Source organism: Cupriavidus sp. YR651, from assembly GCF_900101625.1.
GTDB lineage: Bacteria > Pseudomonadota > Gammaproteobacteria > Burkholderiales > Burkholderiaceae > Cupriavidus.
Map to the genome: position 1 here is coordinate 1207567 of NZ_FMYZ01000001.1, position 20075 is coordinate 1227641.

Genomic DNA, 20075 nt, shown 5'->3' on the forward strand with positions numbered 1-20075 from the left:
TGGCCGCCATGAACACCGCCATGCTCCGACGCCGCGCACGTACGTTGCTCCCCACCGGGGTGCCGCGCGGCTGACCGTCAACAGCGTCTGTTCAGGTCAACAAGCCACGGGCAATCCCCGTGGCTTTTTGCTTTTTTCCGTCTCTTTGTTCTTCCCTTCGTCCGTCCATCGTTTCATGCCGACCCCAGGAGTCCGCCATGGCATTTGCTGAGTATCCCGTCCAATCCCTGATGTACATCACCAACCGGCCCGAGCTGGTCTTCACCGAAGGCAAGGGGTCGTGGCTGACGGACCATAACGGCAAGCGCTATCTCGATTTCGTGCAAGGCTGGGCGGTCAACGCACTGGGCCACTCGAACGAGGGCATGATCCAGGCGCTCGAAACCCAGGCGCGCAAGCTGCTGAACCCGAGCCCGGCGTTCTACAACGAGCCGATGCTGAAGCTGGGCCGTCAACTGACCGACAACAGCTGCTTCGACAAGGTCTTCTTTGCCAACAGCGGCGCCGAGGCCAACGAAGGTGCGATCAAGCTGGCGCGCAAATGGGGCCGCAAGCACAAGAACGGCGCGTTCGAGATCATCACGATGGACCACAGCTTCCATGGCCGCACGCTGGCGACCATGAGCGCATCCGGCAAGGCCGGCTGGGACACCATCTTCGCCCCGCAGGTGCCGGGCTTCCCGAAGGCCGACCTGAACGACCTGGCATCCGTGGAGAAGCTGATCACCGACAAGACCGTCGGCATCATGCTGGAGCCCGTGCAGGGCGAAGGCGGCGTGATCCCCGCCACGCGCGAGTTCATGCAGGGCCTGCGCGCGCTGGCTGACAAGCACAAGCTGCTGCTCATCGTCGATGAAGTGCAGACCGGTTGCGGCCGCTGCGGCACGCTGTTCGCGTACGAGCTGTCGGGCGTGGAGCCGGACATCATGACGCTGGGCAAGGGCATCGGCGGCGGCGTGCCGCTGTCCGCACTGCTGTGCAAGGCCGAGGTGGCAAGCTTCGAAGCCGGCGACCAGGGCGGCACCTACAACGGCAACCCGCTGATGACCGCCGTCGGCAGCGCCGTGATCGAGCAGCTGACCGCACCGGGCTTCCTGGACGACGTGAAGGCCAAGGGCCAGTACCTGCGCGAGCAATTGCTGGCGCTGTCGGCCGAGTTCGGCCTGGGCGGCGAACGTGGCGAAGGCCTGCTGCGCGCGCTGGTGCTGGACAAGGACATCGGCCCGCAGATCGTGGAAGAGGCGCGCGAGATGGCGCCGCGAGGCCTGCTGCTGAATTCGCCGCGCCCCAGCCTGCTGCGCTTCATGCCGGCGCTGAACGTGACGCGCGAGGAGATCGACCAGATGATCGGCATGCTGCGCACGCTGTTGAAGAAGCTGGCCTGAAGTCGCCAGACTGTGCGGCCCGGCCGGTCAGTCGCACCGGCCGCCGCGCCCCATCCTTACGCGGCATGGGGCATCGGACTTCGCTGACGGCCCGTCTCCGCACGACCGCCCATGAAAAAGCCTCGCTTTCGCGAGGCTTTTTCGTTGCTGCGTGAACACCGAAGCGATTACTCGCCCAGGTAGGCCGCGCGCACCTTCGGATCGTCCAGCATCTGCTTGGCATCGCCACTCATCGTGATGAGGCCCGACTCCATCACGTAGCCACGGTGAGCCGCCTGCAGCGCCAGGCGCGCGTTCTGCTCCACCAGCAGCACGGTCACGCCCTGTGCCGACACGGTGCGCACCACCTCGAAGATCTTTTCGACCATGATTGGCGACAGACCCATCGACGGCTCGTCCAGCAACAGCAGCTTGGGCTGGCTCATCAGCGCGCGCGCCATGGCCAGCATCTGCTGTTCGCCGCCGGACATCGTGCCGGCCAGCTGGTTGGCGCGCTCCTTCAGGCGCGGGAAGATGCCGAACATGCGGTCGACGTCGGCCTTGATGCCGGCCTCGTCGTTACGCGTGTAGGCGCCCATCTGGAGGTTTTCCGTGATGGTCATGCGCGCGAACACGCCACGGCCTTCCGGCACCATCGCCAGGCCCTGCTTCAGCAGCGCGTAGCTGGGCACGCCCTTGATGGACTTGCCCATGTACTCGACGTCACCGCCCGCCCAGCCCTGCAGGCCGGTGATGGCCTTCATGGTGGTGGTCTTGCCGGCACCGTTGGCGCCGATCAGCGTGACGAGCTCGCCTTCCTGGATCTCCAGATCGACGCCCTTGACGGCCTGGATGCCGCCGTAGGCCACCTTCAGTCCGGAAATCTTCAGCAATGTCTGTTTCATCTCGATCTCTCCCGCCTTAGTGCGACGATGCGCCGAGGTAAGCCTCGATCACCGCGGGATTGTTCTGCACGTCGTGCGGAAGACCCTGCGCGATGACCTTGCCGTAGTCCAGCACGGTCATTTGGTTGCACAGACCCATGACAAGCTTCACGTCGTGCTCGATCAGCAGGATGGTCCGGCCGTCGTTGCGGATCTTCTCCAGCAGGCCGCGCAGTTCCACCTTCTCCGTCGCGTTCATGCCGGCGGCCGGCTCGTCCAGTGCCAGCAGCTTGGGCTCGGTGGCCAGCGCGCGGGCAATCTCCAGACGACGCTGGTGGCCATAGGACAGGTTGCGCGAAGTGAAGTTGGCGTACTTGCCAATGCCCACGTAGTCCAGCAGGTCGTGGGCCATGTCCTCGATGCCCTCTTCCTCGCGGCGCACCGAAGGCGGACGGAAGATGGCGCCGAACACGCCGGCCTTGGTACGCACGTGGCGGCCCACCATCACGTTTTCCAGCGCGGTCATGTCGCCGAACAGGCGGATGTTCTGGAACGTACGGGCGATACCGGTCTTGGCCACTTCATGCACGGCGGTCGGCTGGTACGGCTTGCCGCCCAGCACGAACTCGCCGGAATCCGGCGTGTACAGGCCCGTGATCACGTTGAAGAACGTGGTCTTGCCGGCGCCGTTCGGGCCAATCAGGCCATAGATCTCGCCCGGCTTGATCTGCAGGCCCACATCGGAGAGCGCCTGCAGGCCACCGAAACGCTTGTTGACCCCCTGTACGGACAGGAGGATATCGTTGTTGCTCATGTTGTCCTCCTGATCAGAATCGGCCTACGCTGCCCGGCCGGCGCACCACCGGACGGTCTTCCTTGCGCGGCGACGGCCAGATGCCCGCCGGGCGATACAGCATCACGACAACCAGTGCCAGGCCGAACAGGAGCTGGCGCAGCACTTCGGCGTCGACGACGACGTGACCGAACAGGCCCGTCTGCATCGGCTCCGCCACCACGCGCAGCAACTCCTGGAAGCCCACCAGCAGGATGCCGCCCAGGATCACGCCCGGGATATGGCCCATGCCGCCGAGCACCACGATGGCGAGGATGTAGATCGATTCCCACAGCGTGAACGATTCCGGCGACACAAAGCCCTGGAACGCGCCGAACACGGAGCCCGACACGCCGCCGAACGACGCACCCATGGCGAACGCCAGCAGCTTGACGTTACGCGTGTTGATGCCCATCGCCTTGGCGGCGATTTCGTCTTCGCGGATCGCCACCCATGCGCGGCCGATGCGGGAGTTCTGCAGGCGCAGGCAGATGAACACGATGACGATCACCAGCGCTACCAGCAGGTAGTAGTACATGAACACCGGCGTGAACTTGAGCCCGAAGATCTCGTGCGACTTCGAGAAATCGAAGCCGAAAATATGGACCGGGTCCACCGCGGTGATGCCCTTGGGACCGTTCGTGATGTTCAACGGGCGGTCCAGGTTGTTCATGAAGATCCGGATGATTTCACCGAAGCCCAGCGTCACGATGGCGAGGTAATCGCCCCGCAGCTTGAGCGTCGGCGCCCCGAGCAGCACGCCGAACGTGGCCGCCACACACACGGTGAGCGGTATCACGAACCACATCGACAAGTGCAGGCCGTTGGGGAACAACTGGTGGATCCACTCGAACTGGTTGGCCAGGTGCGGCGAGCCGAGCAGCGCCATCAGGTACGCGCCCACCGCGTAGAACGCGATGTAGCCCAGATCAAGCAGGCCGGCAAAGCCGACCACGATGTTCAGGCCCAGCGCCAGCATGATGTAGAGCAGCGCGAAGTCCAGCACGCGCACCCAGTAGTTGCCGCCGAAGGTCTGCACGAAGAACGGGGCGCACAGGGCGACCACCAGGAAGGCCATCAGCGCGGCGAGGGTCTTGGCCGGAACGCGGGACGGTGCCGCGACGGCCGTGGATGGAATCGGAGTATTCATGGATTCGCTCTCCTCAGGCACGGTCTGCGACACGTTCGCCCATGATGCCGGACGGACGGAAGACAAGTACGGTAATCAGCACGATGAAGGCGAAGACGTCCTGGTAGTTCGAGCCGAACACGCCATTGGTCAGGTCGCCGATATAGCCGGCGCCCAGTGCCTCGATCAGGCCCAGCAGCATGCCGCCGACCATCGCGCCGGCCAGGTTGCCGATGCCGCCCAGCACCGCGGCGGTGAACGCCTTCAGGCCGGGGATGAAGCCCATGTAGAAGTGGGCGTTACCGTAGTTGGTGGCCATCATCACGCCCGCCAGCGCCGCCAGCGTGGCGCCGATCATGAACGTGGCCGAGATCACGAAGTTGGGGTTCACGCCCATCAGGCCCGCCACCTTCTGGTTCTCGGCGGTGGCGCGCATCGCGCGGCCGAGCTTGGTGCGGTTGACCAGGGCCAGCAGGCCGGCCATGACCATCACGGCCAGGCCGATGATGACCATTTCCTTGCCGGTGATGGTGGCGCCGGTGGAGCCGATATCGATCGGTTCGGACGGCAGCAGCTGCGGGAACGTCAGCGGGTTGCGCGACCAGATCAGCATCCCCATGGTCTGGAGGATGATCGAAACGCCGATCGCGGTGATCAGCGGGGCCAGCCGGGGCGCATTGCGCAACGGTCGGTAGGCCACGCGCTCAATCGTGTAGGCAAGGACTGCACAGACGGGCATGGCGATCAGCGTGGCGATCACCAGCGTCAGCCATTCGGGCAGACCGGGCGCGAATTTCTGCAGCCCAAGGATCGCTGACAAAGCGGTCAGCGCGCCAATCATCAGGACGTCGCCGTGTGCGAAGTTGATGATGCCCAGAATGCCGTAGACCATGGTGTAGCCCAGTGCGATCAGCGCGTAGATGCTGCCGAGCACCAGACCGTTCACGATCTGCTGGATAAAGATATCCATGAAAACTCCTGCTTCAGCCCCGCTCCGGTCGGCATGGTGTGGATGCCGCTGGTGGGACGGTAATGTTGGATAGGTCGGGTAGTGTGGTGAGGTGGCTGGTGTGCTGCCCGCCCTGTTCCATCCATGGTAAGGATGCTGTTAACACGTTGGCGAGACTAAAAAGAACGGCACCGCAATGTCTTCACGGTGCCGTTCGGATGGGCCGGTAAGCCCTGATTACATCTTCACGACGTCGAGGACGGACTTCTTCTTGTCCTTGTACTCGTACAGCGTGATGGTGCCTTCCTTCATGTCGCCCTTCTCGTCGAAGGCGATGTTGCCGATCACGCCCTTGTAGTTCGTCTTGGGCATTTCGGCCAGGATGGCCGCCGGCTCGGTCGAGTTGGCGCGCTTCATGGCGTCAACGACGACCATCACGGCGTCATAGGTGAACGGGGCGTAGATCTGCACCGGGGCGTTGAAACGAGCCTGGTAGCGCTTCTCGAAATCGGCGCCGGTTTCCATCTTCGACAGGGCCAGGCCAGCTTCCGAGCAGATGATGTTGGACACGGCATCGCCGGCCAGCTCAGCCACCTTGTCGGTACATACGCCGTCGCCGCCAACGATCTTGGACGAAATGCCCAGTTCCCTGGCTTGCTTGGCGAACGGGCCGCCGGTGGCGTCCATGCCGCCGTACATGATCACGTCCGGCTTCTTGCCCTTGATCTTGGTCAGAATGGCCTTGAAGTCGGTAGCCTTGTCGTTGGTGGCTTCACGCGCCACCACGTTCACGCCTGCCGCCTTGGCGGTCTTCTCGAACTCGTCGGCCAGGCCCTTGCCGTAGGCGGTGGCATCGTCAACGATGGCCACGCTCTTGGCGTGCAGGCTCTTGGCGGCGTAGTTGGCCAGCGCCGGACCCTGCTGGGCATCGGTGGCCACCACGCGGAAGGTGGTCTTGAAGCCTTGCTTGGTGTAGTCAGGGTTGGTCGACGACGGCGAGATCTGGACGATGCCGGCATCGCTATAGATCTTGGAGGCCGGGATCGATACGCCCGAGTTCAGGTGGCCGACCACGGCCGCGACCTTCGCGTCCACCAACTTCTGCGCCACGGCGGTGCCGGTCTTCGGGTCGCCCGCGTCGTCTTCGCCGACCAGTTCGAGCTTGATCTTCTTGCCGTTGATTTCCAGGCCGGCCTTGTTGACTTCTTCAACGGCCAGGCGGGCGCCGTTCTCGTTGTCCTTGCCAAGGTGAGCGATGCCGCCCGTCAGCGGTGCCGCGTGGCCGATCTTGACGACGGTTTCGCCACCGCCAGCGGCTGCGGGGGCAGCGGCTGCAGCAGGTGCCGATGCTGCCGCATCAGCCGGCTTTTCTTCCTTCTTGCCACATGCGGCGACCAGCGCCACTGCGGCCGCGATCGGCAGAATCTTGGCAAACGTGAATTGCATGAGTGATCTCCTAGGATTCACAAAAACAGGGAAATAAACTGCGCCTCCCGGACGCACTCCCTGGACCGCCCTTGTTTAGTTTCAATTTGAAACGCGCGCATTGTATCCCCTTTCTTTGCAGATGCAATATGCGACGCAACAACCTGAACCATTTACCCACCAAATGAGCTAGGGAATTTCCCCAATGCACAGATTGGGGCAATCTCCGCCCATTCGGCGGACCCGTCCTTTACCCTTACAAGAATCGTGCCTAGGGCCCGGCGGGGCCTCATGCGGCACCAATTAAGCCGCGTCGGCGCCACCCATAATGACACGTTATTAATTAGGTATTTCATTTCAATTACCGGGCAACTTCTCTAATGTGCAGAATGTAGCGTCGCACCATAATAGGGAAAACCCCATTCTCGGGGATTACCCTGATATTGTCTGGGTGTTAAGACAGGTATTGAAAAGCAAATCGGCGGGATACGGGTTTCCGGGCGGGAAATGTCTGTAGCCAGCAATCGTCCGCGCGCAGACCCTATACGCCATGCGCACCGGGACCGTGCAACGGAGCGGACTGCTCAGGCACTGGAAAAACGGGGAAAGAGGAAGGACTGCGGGCGAGGCCGCGTTGGCGGTGATGCCGAGGGTGACGCAGAGGGTGGCTACAGCGGGATGCGGCGGAAGGATCGCGGACGTTGCCGCCAGGGCAACGTCCGGGTCGCGAAGATCAGGACTTCACGGACACGCTGGCAAGGCCGCGCGGCAGCGGGAAGGACATGTTTTCCTCCACGCCTTCCAGCGCGCGCACGTTCTTGATGCCAAACGTACGCAGGCGCTCGACGATGGCCTGGGCCAGCGCCTCCGGCGCCGAAGCGCCGGCGGTCAGGCCGATGCGGCGCTTGCCCGCCACCCACTCGGGTTTGAGCTGCTCCGGATCGTCGATCATGTAGGCAGGTACGCCCAGACGGTCCGCCAGTTCGCGCAGGCGGTTGGAGTTGGAGCTGTTCGGGCTGCCCACCACGATCACGACTTCCACCTGCGGCGCCATGAACTTCACGGCGTCTTGCCGGTTCTGCGTGGCGTAGCAGATGTCCTGCTTCTTGGGCTCGCGGATCTCGGGGAAGCGCGCCTTCAGCGCGGCCACGATCTCGGCGGTCTCGTCCACGGACAGCGTGGTCTGCGTGACGTAGGCCAGTTGCAGCGGATCGCGCACGGCCAGCTGATTCACGTCCTCGACCGACTCCACCAGCAGCATGCCCAGCTCGGACTGGCCCATCGTGCCTTCGACCTCGGGATGCCCCTTGTGGCCGATCATGATGATCTCGCAGCCCTCGGCGCGCATCTTCCCGACTTCCACGTGCACCTTGGTCACCAGCGGGCAGGTGGCGTCAAACACGTTCAGGCCGCGCGCAGTGGCATCGGCACGTACTTCCTTGGAGACCCCGTGGGCGCTGAAGATGACGGTCGATCCCTCGGGCACCTCGTCAAGTTCGTCCACGAAGACGGCGCCCTTGCGGCGCAGGTCGGCCACCACGTAGGCGTTGTGGACGATCTCGTGGCGCACGTAGATCGGCGCACCAAACCGGGACAGGGCGCGCTCGACGATCTCGATCGCGCGGTCCACGCCGGCACAGAAGCCGCGCGGTTGCGCCATCAGGATCTCGGCGTCGCTGGAGATGGTCATTTCGTGCATGCGGTGGTCCGACTCGACGACTGACATCAGAGAATTCCGATCAACTGGACGTCGAACAAGATGGTCTGTCCGGCCAGTGGGTGGTTGAAATCGAACAATGCCGCGGTGTCTCCGAATTCCTTGAGCACGCCGGCGTACTTCCCGCCGCCAGGTGCATTGAATTCGACCAGATCGCCTGGCGAATAGTCTTCCTCGAACGAACTGTTCTCGCGCAGCGTGGCCAGCGAAACCCACTGCAGCAATTCAGGATTGCGCGGCCCGAACGCATGCTCGGGCGCCAGGCGATAGGTCGTGCGCTCGCCCTCGGGCATGCCGAGCAGGGCCTGTTCCAGCGTAGGGGCCAACTGGCCCTGGCCGAGCAGCAACGTGGCGGGCTTTTCCTCGAACGTGCTCACGACTTCGGTGCCGTTCTCGAGGGCGATACTGTAGTGAAGCGTCAGGAACGAGTCCGCCCCGACAGTCTTGCGGGCAGCCGCGTCGCCGCCTGCCGCTTCCGACGCAAAAGTTTGCAGATTCATGGGTGCTCAACCGGTCAACAACCCGTATTGTATTCGACTGGACCAACCGACGCCGACGCGCCGCCCTCCGTGTCGCCATCCTGCCGCCAAGTGTGGCGCTGAACGGAGACGATTCGATGTCAATTCCCCAATGGCCCGCCTGCGAGCGGCCGCGCGAAAAACTGCTGAAATCCGGCGCCAGCGCGCTGTCCGACGCCGAATTGCTGGCCGTCTTCCTGCGCGTGGGCAGCGCGGGCAAAAACGCTGTCGATCTGGCCCGTGAACTCCTGACGAGCTTTGGATCGCTGACGCAGCTATTCGCCGCGGATGGCGATGCCCTTGCCGGCGTCAAGGGCATGGGTGCAGTGAAGTACGCACAGTTGCGGGTCGTGCCGGAGCTGGCGCGGCGATCGCTGGCGGAAACGCTCAAGGAATCCGGGGGGCTCGATTCGTCTCGCGCGGTCCGCGCCTACCTGCGGCTGACGCTGGCCCACCTGCCCTATGAAGTCTTCCACTGCCTCTACCTGGATTCCCGCTACCGGCTGCTGGCCAGCGTGGAACTGGCGCGCGGGTCGCTGCGCGAAGCCGTGGTCTACCCGCGCGAAGTGGCCCGCGAGGCCCTGGTGCACAACGCCGCCTACGTGATCGTGGCCCACAACCACCCGGGCGGGGAAGCCGTGCCAAGCCGCAGCGATCTCACCAGCACACGGGCCCTGGCACGGACGCTGTCCGTGCTGGACATCGAGCTGCTGGACCATTACATTGTCGCCGGCAGCGATATCTACTCGTTCGCAGAGCATGACCGGCTCCCCTCGCCTCACTCGCGTGACGCAAGCGGCACGGCGCAACACCTCCTTCCGAAAAGTACGGAAGGCGTTGATCCGCCAATCGTTTCCGGTCTATAATGCTCGTTTTGCTGAAGTCTCAATCCGCTGCAGTCCGGGCCCGCGCGCCTTTTGTTGATCTGTTGCGAACATTGTCCACGAATAAGATTTAGGAGTGCTTCATGGCACGCGTCTGTCAAGTGACCGGGAAAGCGCCGATGGTCGGCAACAACGTTTCCCACGCAAACAACAAGACCAAGCGCCGCTTTCTGCCCAACCTGCAGAATCGCCGCTTCTTCGTTGAATCGGAAAACCGCTGGGTGAGCCTGCGCGTCTCGAACGCCGGCCTGCGCCTGATCGACAAGAAAGGCATCGACTCCGTGCTCGCCGACCTGCGCGCACGCGGCGAAGTCTAAATAAGTAGGAGTACACCATGGCCAGCAAAGGCGGACGCGACAAGATCAAGCTGGAATCGACCGCAGGTACGGGTCATTTCTACACGACCACCAAGAACAAGCGCACCATGCCGGAAAAGATGGAGATCTCGAAGTTCGATCCCGTCGCCCGCAAGCACGTGCCCTACAAGGAAACCAAGATCAAGTAATTGATCCGGTTTTCTGGCAGAAAGCCCCGCTCCAAGCGGGGCTTTTTGTTTTTGCGGCCGGCGGAAGCCCGCTCGAAGTTTGGGGTGACTACGCGGCAAACCCTTGCGCCACAAGGGATTGAGAGCACGCCGGGATGCATGCGGGTGTACACTTGCCAGCTTTCCCCAACGCTCTTTCGCCCCCACGCGATCCCTGCACCATGAACTTCGATGTCGCGATCGTCGGCAGCGGGCTGGCCGGCCTCACCGTCGCGCTGCAGCTGGCCGATACCCACCGGGTTGTCATTCTCAGCAAGCGCGCCATGACACAAGGCGCCAGCGACTGGGCCCAGGGCGGGATCGCCGCGGTACTGGATTCCGGCGACAGCCATGACGAACACACGCAGGACACGCTCGTTGCCGGCGCAGGCCTTTGCGACGAAGACGCGACGCGCTACATCGTCGAGCATGGCCGCGAAGCCATCCAGTGGCTGATCGACCGGGGCGTGCCGTTCACGCGCGACGCGCAGGCCGAGCTGGGCTTCCACCTGACCCGCGAAGGTGGCCACAGCCGCCGCCGGATCATCCACGCGGCGGACGCCACCGGCCATGCCGTGGTGACCACGCTGGCCGAGCAGGCGCGGCAGCACCCCAATATCACGATTATCGAGGACCATTTCGCGATCGACCTGATCACGGCCAGCAAGCTGGGCCTGCCGGGCAATCGCTGCTATGGCCTCTACGTGCTCAATGACGCCACGGGCGACGTTCGCACGATCACGGCCACGCACACGGTGCTGGCCGCCGGTGGCGCCGGCAAGGTCTATCTCTACACGACCAACCCGGACACGGCCACGGGCGACGGCATCGCCATGGCCTGGCGCGCGGGCTGCCGTGTGTCAAACATGGAATTCATCCAGTTCCACCCGACCTGCCTCTACCACCCATACGCCAAGTCCTTCCTGATTTCCGAAGCGGTGCGAGGCGAAGGCGGGCTGCTGAAGCTGCCGGACGGCACCCGCTTCATGCCGGAACACGACGCACGCGCCGAACTCGCGCCGCGCGACGTGGTGGCCCGGGCGATCGACTTCGAGATCAAGAAGCGTGGCCTGGATTGCGTGTACCTGGACATCACGCACCAACCGGAGTCGTTCCTGAAGGAACACTTCCCGACGATCCACGCGCGCTGCCTGGAGTTTGGCATCGACATCGCGCGCGAGCCGATTCCCGTTGTGCCCGCGGCCCACTACACGTGTGGCGGCGTGGTGACCGATACGTCCGGACGCACGGACATCGCCAACTTGTATGCCGTGGGCGAAACGGCCTGCACGGGCCTGCACGGCGCCAATCGCCTGGCATCGAATTCGCTGCTGGAATGCATGGTGATCGGCCGAGCCGCAGCCGAGGACATCGCCGCGCAGGACAAGGCCGGCGCGCCGGACATCGCACTGCCGGCATGGGATGAAAGCCGCGTCTCGGATGCTGACGAAGAAGTGGTCGTGTCCCACAACTGGGACGAGCTGCGCCGCATGATGTGGAACTACGTGGGCATCGTGCGTACCGACAAGCGCCTGGAGCGCGCCCAGCACCGCATCGGGTTGCTGCGCGAGGAAATCGCCGAGTATTACGCAAACTTCCGCGTCACGCGGGACCTGCTGGAGTTGCGCAACCTGGTCGAAGTGGCATCGCTGATCGTCGATAGCGCGTACTCGCGCCACGAAAGCCGCGGCCTGCATTTCAGCCGTGACTATCCGGACACGCTGCCCAAGGCGCTGCCGACGGTGCTGCAACCGCTGACCGGCCGCGCCGCGCAGCATCGACAGAAAAAACAAAAGGCCTGACGAGCAGGCCTTCCTTCCACAACCGAGCATCGGGCCCGCATTGCCGGGCCCGACTGCTTTCAGCCGATGATCCGCAACGAGTAGTCCGTCGCGCGCACGTCCTTCGTGAGCGCACCCACCGAGATGCGATCCACGCCCGTTTCCGCAAATGCGCGGATCGTCTCGTAGTTCACGCCGCCAGACACCTCCAGCAATGCCCGCTCTCGATTGATCGCCACGGCCTCGCGCATCATCTCGAGCGTGAAGTTGTCGATCAGGATCGACTTCGCACCGGCATTGAGCGCTTCCTCAAGCTCGGCAATCGACTCGACTTCGACCTGCACCGTCGCATCGCTGCCCAGCGCAAAGGCCGCCTGCATCGCAGCCGTGATGCTGCCGGCTGCGGCGATATGGTTTTCCTTGATCAGGATGCCGTCATAGAGCGCCAGGCGCTGATTCTCGCCTCCGCCCAGCTTGACCGCATACTTCTGCGCCAGCCGCAGCCCGGGCAGCGTCTTGCGTGTATCGAGCACCCGTGCCCGGGTGCCCGCGATCAGGTCAGCGTATCGGCGCGTGGCTGTGGCAACGCCGGACAGCAGTTGCAGGAAATTCAGCGATGGCCGCTCGGCAGTCAGCAAGGCACGGGCCGGGCCGGTGATTTCGCAAACCGCGTCGTCGGGCGCCATGCGCGCGCCCTCTTCCTTGAGCCAGCGCACCTGCAAGCGCGAATCGACGGCCGTCATGCAGGCCTCGAACCACGGCTGACCGCACAGCACGGCGGGCTCTCGCACGATCACGCGCGCGCGCGCCAGCTTCTCGGCCGGCACCAGGAGGCCGGTCAGGTCACCGCTGCCGACGTCCTCGGCAATTGCCGCCTTGACGTTCGCTTCCAGCGCCGCACGCAGCGCCGGGCCGTAACTGTCGAATACCGGATTCACGCTCATGCCGGGCCCACTCCCTGGAACAGCGCGGCCTCTTTGGCGAGGTCGGCGACGGGGCGGACGTTGGCCTTCTGTTGCGCGGCAAAATCGAGCATGCGATCGATGCAGGTGACGGCGCGCCGGCCGATGGCCGGGTCGACGTGAATCTCGTTGCGGCCAGTCTCCAGGACTTCGGCCAGATTGGTCAGCGCGTTCATGGCCATCCACGGGCAGTGCGCGCAGCTCTTGCACGTCGCGCTGTTGCCGGCAGTCGGCGCCTCGATAAACAACTTGCCGGGCGCGGCCATGCGCATCTTGTGCAGGATGCCATTGTCGGTGGCGACGATGAACTCGTTGGCGTCCAGCGTCTGGGCGGCAGCGATCAGCTGGCTGGTGGAGCCGACCACATCGGCTTGCGACACCACATTGGCCGGCGATTCCGGATGCACCAGGATCTTGGCGTTCGGATGTTCCTTGCGCAGTAGATCCAGTTCAATGCCCTTGAATTCGTCGTGCACCAGGCAAGAGCCTTGCCACAGCAGCATGTCGGCCCCCGTCTGTTTCTGGATGTAGCTGCCGAGGTGCTTGTCCGGCGCCCACAGAATCTTCTCGCCACGGGCGTGCAGATGCTCAACGATCTTCAGGCCGATGCTCGAAGTCACCATCCAGTCCGCGCGCGCCTTTACGGCAGCACTGGTGTTGGCGTAGACCACGACAGTGCGGTCCGGATGTGCGTCGCAGAACGCGGCGAACTCGTCAGCCGGACAACCCAGATCCAGCGAGCACGTGGCGTCCAGGTCGGGCATCAGGATGGTTTTTTCCGGGCTCAGGATCTTGGCGGTTTCGCCCATGAAGCGCACACCAGCCACCACCAGCGTCCTGGCTTCGTGGTCGCGACCGAAGCGGGCCATTTCCAGTGAATCGGACACACAGCCGCCGGTCTCCTCGGCCAGGTCCTGCAAGTCGCCGTCGACGTAATAGTGCGCGACGAGGACCGCGTTGCGTTCCTTCAGCAGGCGGCGGATACGCGCCTTGAGCGCCTGGCGTTCATCGGGCGTCAGCACCGGAGGCACTTTGGCCCAGGCATGCGCCACACAGCTTGCGCCTGCGGCGTTCTCGGCATCCACCAGGTTCGGCTTTTCGAACTCGACGGTCTTGATCGTTTGTGGGGTCATCTCTGCAGTACTCCTCGGTGCACCCGTAGGCCGCCGCGCTTGACGTCACGCGATCTGACCAGGACATGGGGGAGTTTAGCGAAAAGAAAAGCCCCGCCAGGGGCGGGGCTTTTAGCCATGCGGGCGCGTCGGTGATTGTATCAGGCGTACCGGCGCAGGCGCAGGGAAAACTCCTGCAGCGCCTGGATACCGCTGGCCTCGGCGCGGTGGCACCAGGCCTGCAGTTGCTGCAGCAGTTGCTCGCGCGTCAGGTTGGAGCGACCCCAGATCGCGGACAGTTCGCGGCGCATTTCCACGAAGGTATGCAGCGCCTTGTTCTGTTCCACGATGCTGGCCAGTTGCTGGCGCTGCGGCGCGGCCAGCTTGGCTTCCTCGCGGTGGAACCACTTGCGGGCCGGCTTGAAGTTGCTGTACTCGGCCGTGCGGCCTTCCTTCAGCTTCTGCAGTTCTTCCCGGTACGCGGACTTCACGGCCTTGGCATAGCGGGCCATGACGTCGTAACGATTGGCGATGATCGCCTCCAGCGTGTTGTGGTCGACCGGGCGGGCATCCCCCAGGCGTGCCTTGGGCGGGGTCTTCTTGACCTTGGCCAGGCCAACCGACTGCATCGCACGGATGTACCACCAGCCCACGTCGATCTCGTACCACTTGATCGAGAACTTGGCCGACGTCGGGTACGTGTGGTGATTGTTGTGCAGTTCCTCGCCACCGATGATGAAGCCCCACGGCGACACGTTGGTCGAAGCGTCCTCGCAATCGTAGTTGCGATAGCCCCACCAGTGACCCAGGCCGTTGATGATGCCGGCGGCGTGGATCGGGATCCAGAGCATCTGCACGGCCCATACCGACATGCCGACCAGACCGAACAGCGCCAGGTCGATGATCAGCATCAGGCCGACGCCCTGCCAGCCAAAGCGCGAGTACACGTTGCGCTCGACCCAGTCATTGGGCGTGCCATGGCCGAACTTGGCGATGGTTTCCTTGTTCTTGGCCTCGGCGCGATACAGCTCGGCGCCTTCCAGCAGCACCTTGCGGATGCCGCGGGTCTGCGGGCTGTGGGGATCGTCCTCGGTCTCGCACTTGGCGTGGTGCTTGCGGTGGATCGCCGTCCATTCCTTGGTGACCATACCTGTGGTCAGCCACAGCCAGAAACGGAAGAAATGCTGGGCAATCGGGTGCAGATCCAGCGACCGGTGCGCCATGCAACGGTGCAGGAAGATGGTCACGCCGGCGATCGTGATGTGCGTCACCACGAGGGTGTAGATCACGATCTCCCACCAGGACCAGTTGGCAAGGCCGTTCGCGGCCCAGTCAAGAATTGAGTCGAACAAACTGTTCTCCGTCGGTTATACAGGGGTCTTGCTATGCGGCACGCAGTGCAACGCATCTAACGCGCAGAAAAAGGACTGCAAAATCAGCGATTGCGATTGCTTTCTGGCGCCTGGCAAAACCCTTGGGGGTGCCGGGCGAAGGCACGAACCGCTGCAATCTGGCGGTTGTCTGGTGTGGGGTGGCGGGCTGCATCGCAAACCCGCGACAACCCGGTATTCTACCGGATCGCGGCGGCAGGGACATCCGCTTTTTCCCCGATTTGGAGGCCCCGCCAAGGCTTTCGTTCCCGGTGTGCCGCCAGCGCCGCCCGGCACTCACTCTCCCGCGGAGGCGCCTTCCAGGACAGATGGCACCGCCTGCGCCCGACTCAACACCCGGACTTCGCGCTGGGGATAGGGGATGGAGATGCCGTGCTGCTGGAACGTACGCCAGATTGCGCGGTTCATCGCCGATTGCACACCGAGTTTCCCGTTCTGCGGATCGGCGATGTTGACGGCCACTTCGTACTCGATACCGCTTTCGCCAAACAGGACCAGGAAGGCCGCTGGGGCCGGATCGGGCAGCACACGTGGCAGATCACGCACACACTCCTGCAGCAGCGCGATCACCGTCTCGGGATCGGCACTGTAGTCAGCCTGCACTCGGGTGGCAACGCGCACATTGGTGCCGGAGAACGAGTGGTTCTGGACCGACTGGGCAACAAGTTGCTCATTCGGCACAAGCGTCTCACCATCCCCGTTCCGTACAACGGTATAGCGCGTGCGGATCTGCGACACGATGCCGGTGTACTTGTCCACTGTGATCTGATCGCCCAGCTTGACCGAGCGGTCCAGCAGGATGATGAAGCCCGAGATGTAGTTGCTGGCGATCTTCTGGAGACCCAGACCCAGACCCACACCCAGCGCCCCACCGAAGACCGACAGCACGGTGAGGTCGATCCCCACCAGCGACAGGCTCAACAGCAGCGACACCAGCAGCAGCAACGCCTTGGCGATACGCGTCAGCACCACCTTGAGATTGGTGTCCAGGCTCGGGGCGCGCATCAGCCGGTCCTCGAGCCAGGAACCGAACCACATGGCCACCAGCACGGTCAGCAGGATCCAGACCACCGCCATCAGCGTATCGGCCAGATTGATGTGCTGCTTGCCACCGATGGAGAAGCGCACCGCCTGCATCCATGCGATGACGTCCGGCAGGACGCCAAGTACGTACAGTGCCATGCCGATCCACACCAGCGTGGTCAGCACCTTCTCCACCAGAACCAGCATGCCGTGCAATTGCCCGTTGCCGGACATCACGCGCCGCAGGATGTAGAAGGTGACGTACAGCGAGGTGATGCCAAACAGCGGCACCAGCGCCAGCCGCAGCACGCTGACCGACGCCAGTGGCGCCAGCGCGAAGCGCGCCGTCAACACCAGTAGCCAGCCGAACAGCGGGAACATGGCCCGCTCCAGGCTGACGACAGCCAGACGAAGCGAAAAGCTCGACGTCTCGTAGCGCGCATCCAGACGCTTGACCACGAAGCGCGCCAGCGGCCATGCCACCAGCAGGCAGCCGGCCAGCACACCGAGCTGCCAGAAGAAGCCAGGCCCGCCCGCATCGCGGATCAGGTCATCGAGCATCTTGCCAAACATGGAATGCGACATCCTGAGCTGTTCCAGTGAATCCGGGCTCATGAATCAGCGCGTGCGTTCCAGCACGGCGGCAAAGAAGCCATCCGTCTGGTGGATGTGCGGATACAACGCCAACATGCCGCCTTCTGCCGGCAAAGACGGGATATCGATCTTCTGCTCGGCCAGCACCTCGGCTACCGGCACGAGGCGGAAATTCTCGTGGCTCGCGAGGAAATCGCGGATGATCGCCTCGTTTTCCGCCTCCAGCACGCTGCAGGTGGCGTAGACCACGCGTCCGCCGCCCTTCACCAGGCGTGCAGCGGAGTCGAGGATTGCGCTCTGCTTGGCGGTCAGTTCCAGCACCGATTCCGGCGTCTGGCGCCATTTCAGGTCCGGATTGCGGCGCAGCGTGCCCAAGCCGCTGCACGGCGCATCGACCAGCACGCGGTCGATCTTGCCAGCCAGTCGCTTGATTTTGGCGTCACGTTCGGAGTCGATGAGTACAGGATGCACGTTCGACAGGCCGCTGCGCGCCAGCCGGGGCTTCAGGTTGGCCAGGCGCTTTTCCGACACATCGAAAGCATAGAGACGGCCGGTCGAGCGCATCGCCACGCCCAGTGCCAGTGTCTTGCCGCCAGCGCCGGCACAGAAGTCCACCACCATCTCGCCGCGCTTGGGGGCCACCAGGTGGCACAGCAGCTGGCTGCCTTCGTCCTGCACTTCCACGCCGCCATTGATGAACAGCGGCAGTTGGTTCAGCGCAGGTTTCCCCTTCAGGCGAATACCGGCCGGAGCCATCGGGGCCAGTTCCGCGGCAATGCCCGCGGTTTCCAGTTCAGCCAGCGCCTCTTCACGCGACAGCTTTGCCGTGTTGACCCGCAGGTCCAGCGGCGCCGGACGCAGCCATGCGTCGCCCAGGGCGGAGGTGAAGGCCTCGCCATGGCGCCCGACCAGATCGTCGTACAGCCATTCCGGCAGGTTGGTGCGCACGCGCGGGGACAGACTGGAGCGTTCGATCGTCGTGAGCCGGTCCAGCCAGGTGGCCTCTTCGGGATACAGGAACGGGCTCAGCACATCCCGACCCAGCGTGGCAGCAAGCCCGAGCAGGCCCAGCCGGCGCGCGGCCGCACCCGAGCCGCTCTCGGCAAACTGACCGAATTCGACGCGTCGACGCAACACTGCAAAGATCGCCTCGGCGATGATGCCGCGGTCGCGATGACCCAGTTTGTTGTTCTCGCGGAAGTAGTGGCTCACCACGGCATCGGAGGGACGCGCGAACAACAGGACCTTGCCCAGCAGGCGGTCGATGTGTTGCAGATGGAAAGCCTGCAGCCCACCCGGCGCGCGGCCGTGCGCGCCATCCACACCTTGCGGGCGCGGCGTGGACGGCCTGCGGATGGGGCTCGACTTGCCCTTGCTGGCACGCGAACGCTGACGGTTGTCCTGGGGTGTTGCGGGATTACGACTCATGGCTGATTTCCTGCCGCCTTGGCGGAGATGGCCATGAACCACTGTGGCTCGGCCGGTTGAACTTGAACGACACCGTTCTGCACATGCAGGCGGTCTTCGACGAACCAGCGCACTGCGCGCGGGTAGATGACATGCTCGCTGTCGAGCAAACGCTCGGCCAGCAACTCCGGAGTATCGCCAGGCAGAATATCAAGTGCCGCCTGAATCACGATTGGACCGTGATCGAGTTCCGGAGTGACAAAATGGACCGTCGCGCCATGCAGTTTGACACCGGCTTCCAGAGCCTGGCGGTGCGTGTGCAGGCCGGGAAAACTGGGCAGCAGCGACGGGTGAATGTTGAGCATCCGCTCCGAATAATGCTCGACGAACTCAGGCGTCAGAATCCGCATGAAGCCAGCCAGGATGACGAGGTCGGGCTGATAGCTGTCGATGACGTCGCGCATCGCGGCATCAAAACTGGCACGATCGGGGTGCTGCTTGTGGTCCACCACGCCGGTGGCGATGCCATGTTCGGCGGCAAACTGCAGGCCGGAAGCGTCCGGGCGATTCGAGAGCACTGCGGCCACGCGTGCCGGCCATCGCTCGGCTCCGCAGGCACGGACGATGGCTTCCATGTTGCTTCCACGCCCGGAAATCAGGATCACAATATTTTTCATCGGCGCGATTCTACCAAGCTGGGATGCAAACTCTTGCAAAGCGAGCGCATTAGGTACTTAATTCACGCCAAACCCCGCACGGAGGCTGCACCATATGCATGCAGTAGGATGCATATACCCCCGTGTGATGGATTGTGACGCCTCACCCGCTCTGATAGAGTGGGCCCTACGTCCACGCGCCCCCTTCTGCAAGGTAGGTGACAACAAGGACGAGACGGGAAATTAGACGGGAATACGCATGTCGAACGCTGCACCGACTTTGTTGGTGGTCGATGATCATCCTATGGCCCTCTCTGGTACTACCGCGTTTCTCGCGGAAGTCATGCCCGATGTCGCAGTCCATGCTGCCGGCAGCGCCAAGGAAGCTCTCCATTCACTGCACCAGGGACTTCGTCCCGATATCGTGCTGCTTGATATCTGGCTGAACGACGGCACTGGCTTCGATGCCATGCAGACGTTCAAGACCGTGATTCCGGCCGCGCGTTTCATTTTCATGTCGGCCGAGGCCACGCCGGAAATCGTGGGCCGCGCCCGCGCGCTGTCCGCGTGCGGCTTCGTCGGCAAGCACCTCGATGCCAACGCCTTCACCGCGGCCGTACGCAAGGTCCTGGCCGGCGACACCAGCTTCCCTTCCGACGAAGCACTTTCCGGCCGCTCCCAGTCATTCGGCCCCGCGCATGGCATTCCGGTCACGCCGGCCGAACTGGGCCTGACGCCGCGCCAGGGTTCCGTGCTGGCGCTGGTGCTCGAAGGACTGCCGAACAAGGTCATCGCCCGCAAGCTGGGCCTGACCGAGAACACGGTCAAGGAACACGTGTCCGCGATCCTGCAAAGGCTGGGCGTGCGCACCCGCATGCAAGTCATGTCACGCATGGAACGATTCCGCCTGCGTCAGTAAAGGCG

18 protein-coding genes and 1 pseudogene are annotated in these 20075 nt (G+C 63.6%); 6 read left to right on the forward strand and 13 right to left on the reverse strand.

Features of this window, described 5'->3' with window-relative positions; translation table 11 throughout:
- The first annotated feature begins 197 nt into the window (after positions 1–197).
- A complete protein-coding gene (locus BLR29_RS05435; protein ID WP_092135150.1) occupies positions 198–1385 on the forward strand; it encodes an acetylornithine transaminase in 1188 nt (395 codons plus the stop codon).
- 167 nt (positions 1386–1552) lie between these two features.
- Here the strand turns inward: BLR29_RS05435 and BLR29_RS05440 are convergent, their stop codons facing one another.
- The 7 genes from BLR29_RS05440 to BLR29_RS05470 all read right to left on the reverse strand — a co-directional run bounded on the left by BLR29_RS05440 (position 1553) and on the right by BLR29_RS05470 (position 8800).
- Complete coding sequence (locus BLR29_RS05440) at positions 1553–2269, reverse strand: ABC transporter ATP-binding protein (protein ID WP_092135151.1); 717 nt, start codon at positions 2267–2269, stop codon at positions 1553–1555.
- Positions 2270–2285: 16 nt separating this feature from the next.
- A complete protein-coding gene (locus BLR29_RS05445; RefSeq protein ID WP_092135153.1) occupies positions 2286–3062 on the reverse strand; it encodes an ABC transporter ATP-binding protein in 777 nt (258 codons plus the stop codon).
- 13 nt (positions 3063–3075) lie between these two features.
- Positions 3076–4230, reverse strand: a complete 1155-nt coding sequence (locus BLR29_RS05450; RefSeq protein WP_092135154.1) for an ABC transporter permease subunit — start codon at positions 4228–4230, stop codon at positions 3076–3078.
- A 13-nt stretch (positions 4231–4243) separates the two neighbouring features.
- Positions 4244–5179, reverse strand: coding sequence for a branched-chain amino acid ABC transporter permease (locus tag BLR29_RS05455; RefSeq protein WP_092135156.1), 936 nt, complete (start codon positions 5177–5179; stop codon positions 4244–4246).
- A 216-nt stretch (positions 5180–5395) separates the two neighbouring features.
- On the reverse strand, positions 5396–6604 hold the full coding sequence (locus tag BLR29_RS05460) for a branched-chain amino acid ABC transporter substrate-binding protein (protein ID WP_092135158.1): 1209 nt from the start codon (positions 6602–6604) through the stop codon (positions 5396–5398).
- Positions 6605–7316: 712 nt separating this feature from the next.
- Entirely contained in the window at positions 7317–8309 is a 993-nt protein-coding gene (gene ispH / locus BLR29_RS05465) for a 4-hydroxy-3-methylbut-2-enyl diphosphate reductase (RefSeq protein ID WP_369804557.1), read from the reverse strand.
- The gene (locus BLR29_RS05470) at positions 8309–8800 is read right to left on the reverse strand and encodes an FKBP-type peptidyl-prolyl cis-trans isomerase (RefSeq protein WP_092135159.1); all 492 of its coding nucleotides are present in this window, start codon (positions 8798–8800) and stop codon (positions 8309–8311) included. Before BLR29_RS05470 ends, ispH begins: the two co-directional genes overlap by 1 nt.
- 116 nt (positions 8801–8916) lie before the next feature.
- Here BLR29_RS05470 and radC point away from each other — a divergent pair.
- The 4 genes and pseudogenes from radC to nadB form a co-directional block, all read left to right on the forward strand.
- Positions 8917–9591 (forward strand): annotated as a pseudogene (radC, locus tag BLR29_RS05475) (DNA repair protein RadC); the annotation flags it as partial.
- 194 nt (positions 9592–9785) lie between these two features.
- Complete coding sequence (gene rpmB, locus BLR29_RS05480) at positions 9786–10019, forward strand: 50S ribosomal protein L28 (RefSeq protein WP_006575661.1); 234 nt, start codon at positions 9786–9788, stop codon at positions 10017–10019.
- A 17-nt stretch (positions 10020–10036) separates the two neighbouring features.
- Positions 10037–10207 (forward strand): 50S ribosomal protein L33, encoded by a 171-nt coding sequence (gene rpmG / locus BLR29_RS05485; RefSeq protein WP_008644909.1) that lies wholly within the window; start codon positions 10037–10039, stop codon positions 10205–10207.
- Positions 10208–10407: 200 nt separating this feature from the next.
- Complete coding sequence (nadB, locus tag BLR29_RS05490; RefSeq protein WP_092135162.1) at positions 10408–12027, forward strand: L-aspartate oxidase; 1620 nt, start codon at positions 10408–10410, stop codon at positions 12025–12027.
- 59 nt (positions 12028–12086) lie between these two features.
- On the opposite strand, the gene nadC is transcribed toward nadB, so the two are convergent.
- The 6 genes from nadC to purN form a co-directional block, all read right to left on the reverse strand.
- A complete protein-coding gene (nadC, locus tag BLR29_RS05495) occupies positions 12087–12950 on the reverse strand; it encodes a carboxylating nicotinate-nucleotide diphosphorylase (protein WP_092135164.1) in 864 nt (287 codons plus the stop codon).
- Positions 12947–14101: a quinolinate synthase NadA gene (nadA, locus tag BLR29_RS05500; RefSeq protein WP_092135166.1), complete on the reverse strand. Its 1155-nt coding sequence runs from the start codon at positions 14099–14101 to the stop codon at positions 12947–12949. The genes nadC and nadA overlap by 4 nt, the downstream gene beginning before the upstream one ends.
- 140 nt (positions 14102–14241) lie before the next feature.
- The gene (locus BLR29_RS05505; protein WP_092135168.1) at positions 14242–15432 is read right to left on the reverse strand and encodes a DesA family fatty acid desaturase; all 1191 of its coding nucleotides are present in this window, start codon (positions 15430–15432) and stop codon (positions 14242–14244) included.
- A gap of 315 nt (positions 15433–15747) precedes the next feature.
- Positions 15748–17109 carry a mechanosensitive ion channel family protein gene (locus BLR29_RS05510; RefSeq protein WP_092135169.1) on the reverse strand — a complete coding sequence of 454 codons (1362 nt, stop codon included), beginning with the start codon at positions 17107–17109 and terminating at the stop codon, positions 15748–15750.
- A gap of 3 nt (positions 17110–17112) precedes the next feature.
- On the reverse strand, positions 17113–18516 hold the full coding sequence (locus BLR29_RS05515; protein WP_092135171.1) for an RsmB/NOP family class I SAM-dependent RNA methyltransferase: 1404 nt from the start codon (positions 18514–18516) through the stop codon (positions 17113–17115).
- A complete protein-coding gene (gene purN / locus BLR29_RS05520; protein WP_092135172.1) occupies positions 18513–19172 on the reverse strand; it encodes a phosphoribosylglycinamide formyltransferase in 660 nt (219 codons plus the stop codon). The genes BLR29_RS05515 and purN overlap by 4 nt, the downstream gene beginning before the upstream one ends.
- A 238-nt stretch (positions 19173–19410) precedes the next feature.
- Here purN and BLR29_RS05525 point away from each other — a divergent pair, with 238 nt between their 5' ends.
- Positions 19411–20070, forward strand: a complete 660-nt coding sequence (locus BLR29_RS05525) for a response regulator (protein ID WP_092135174.1) — start codon at positions 19411–19413, stop codon at positions 20068–20070.
- Positions 20071–20075: the final 5 nt, after the last annotated feature.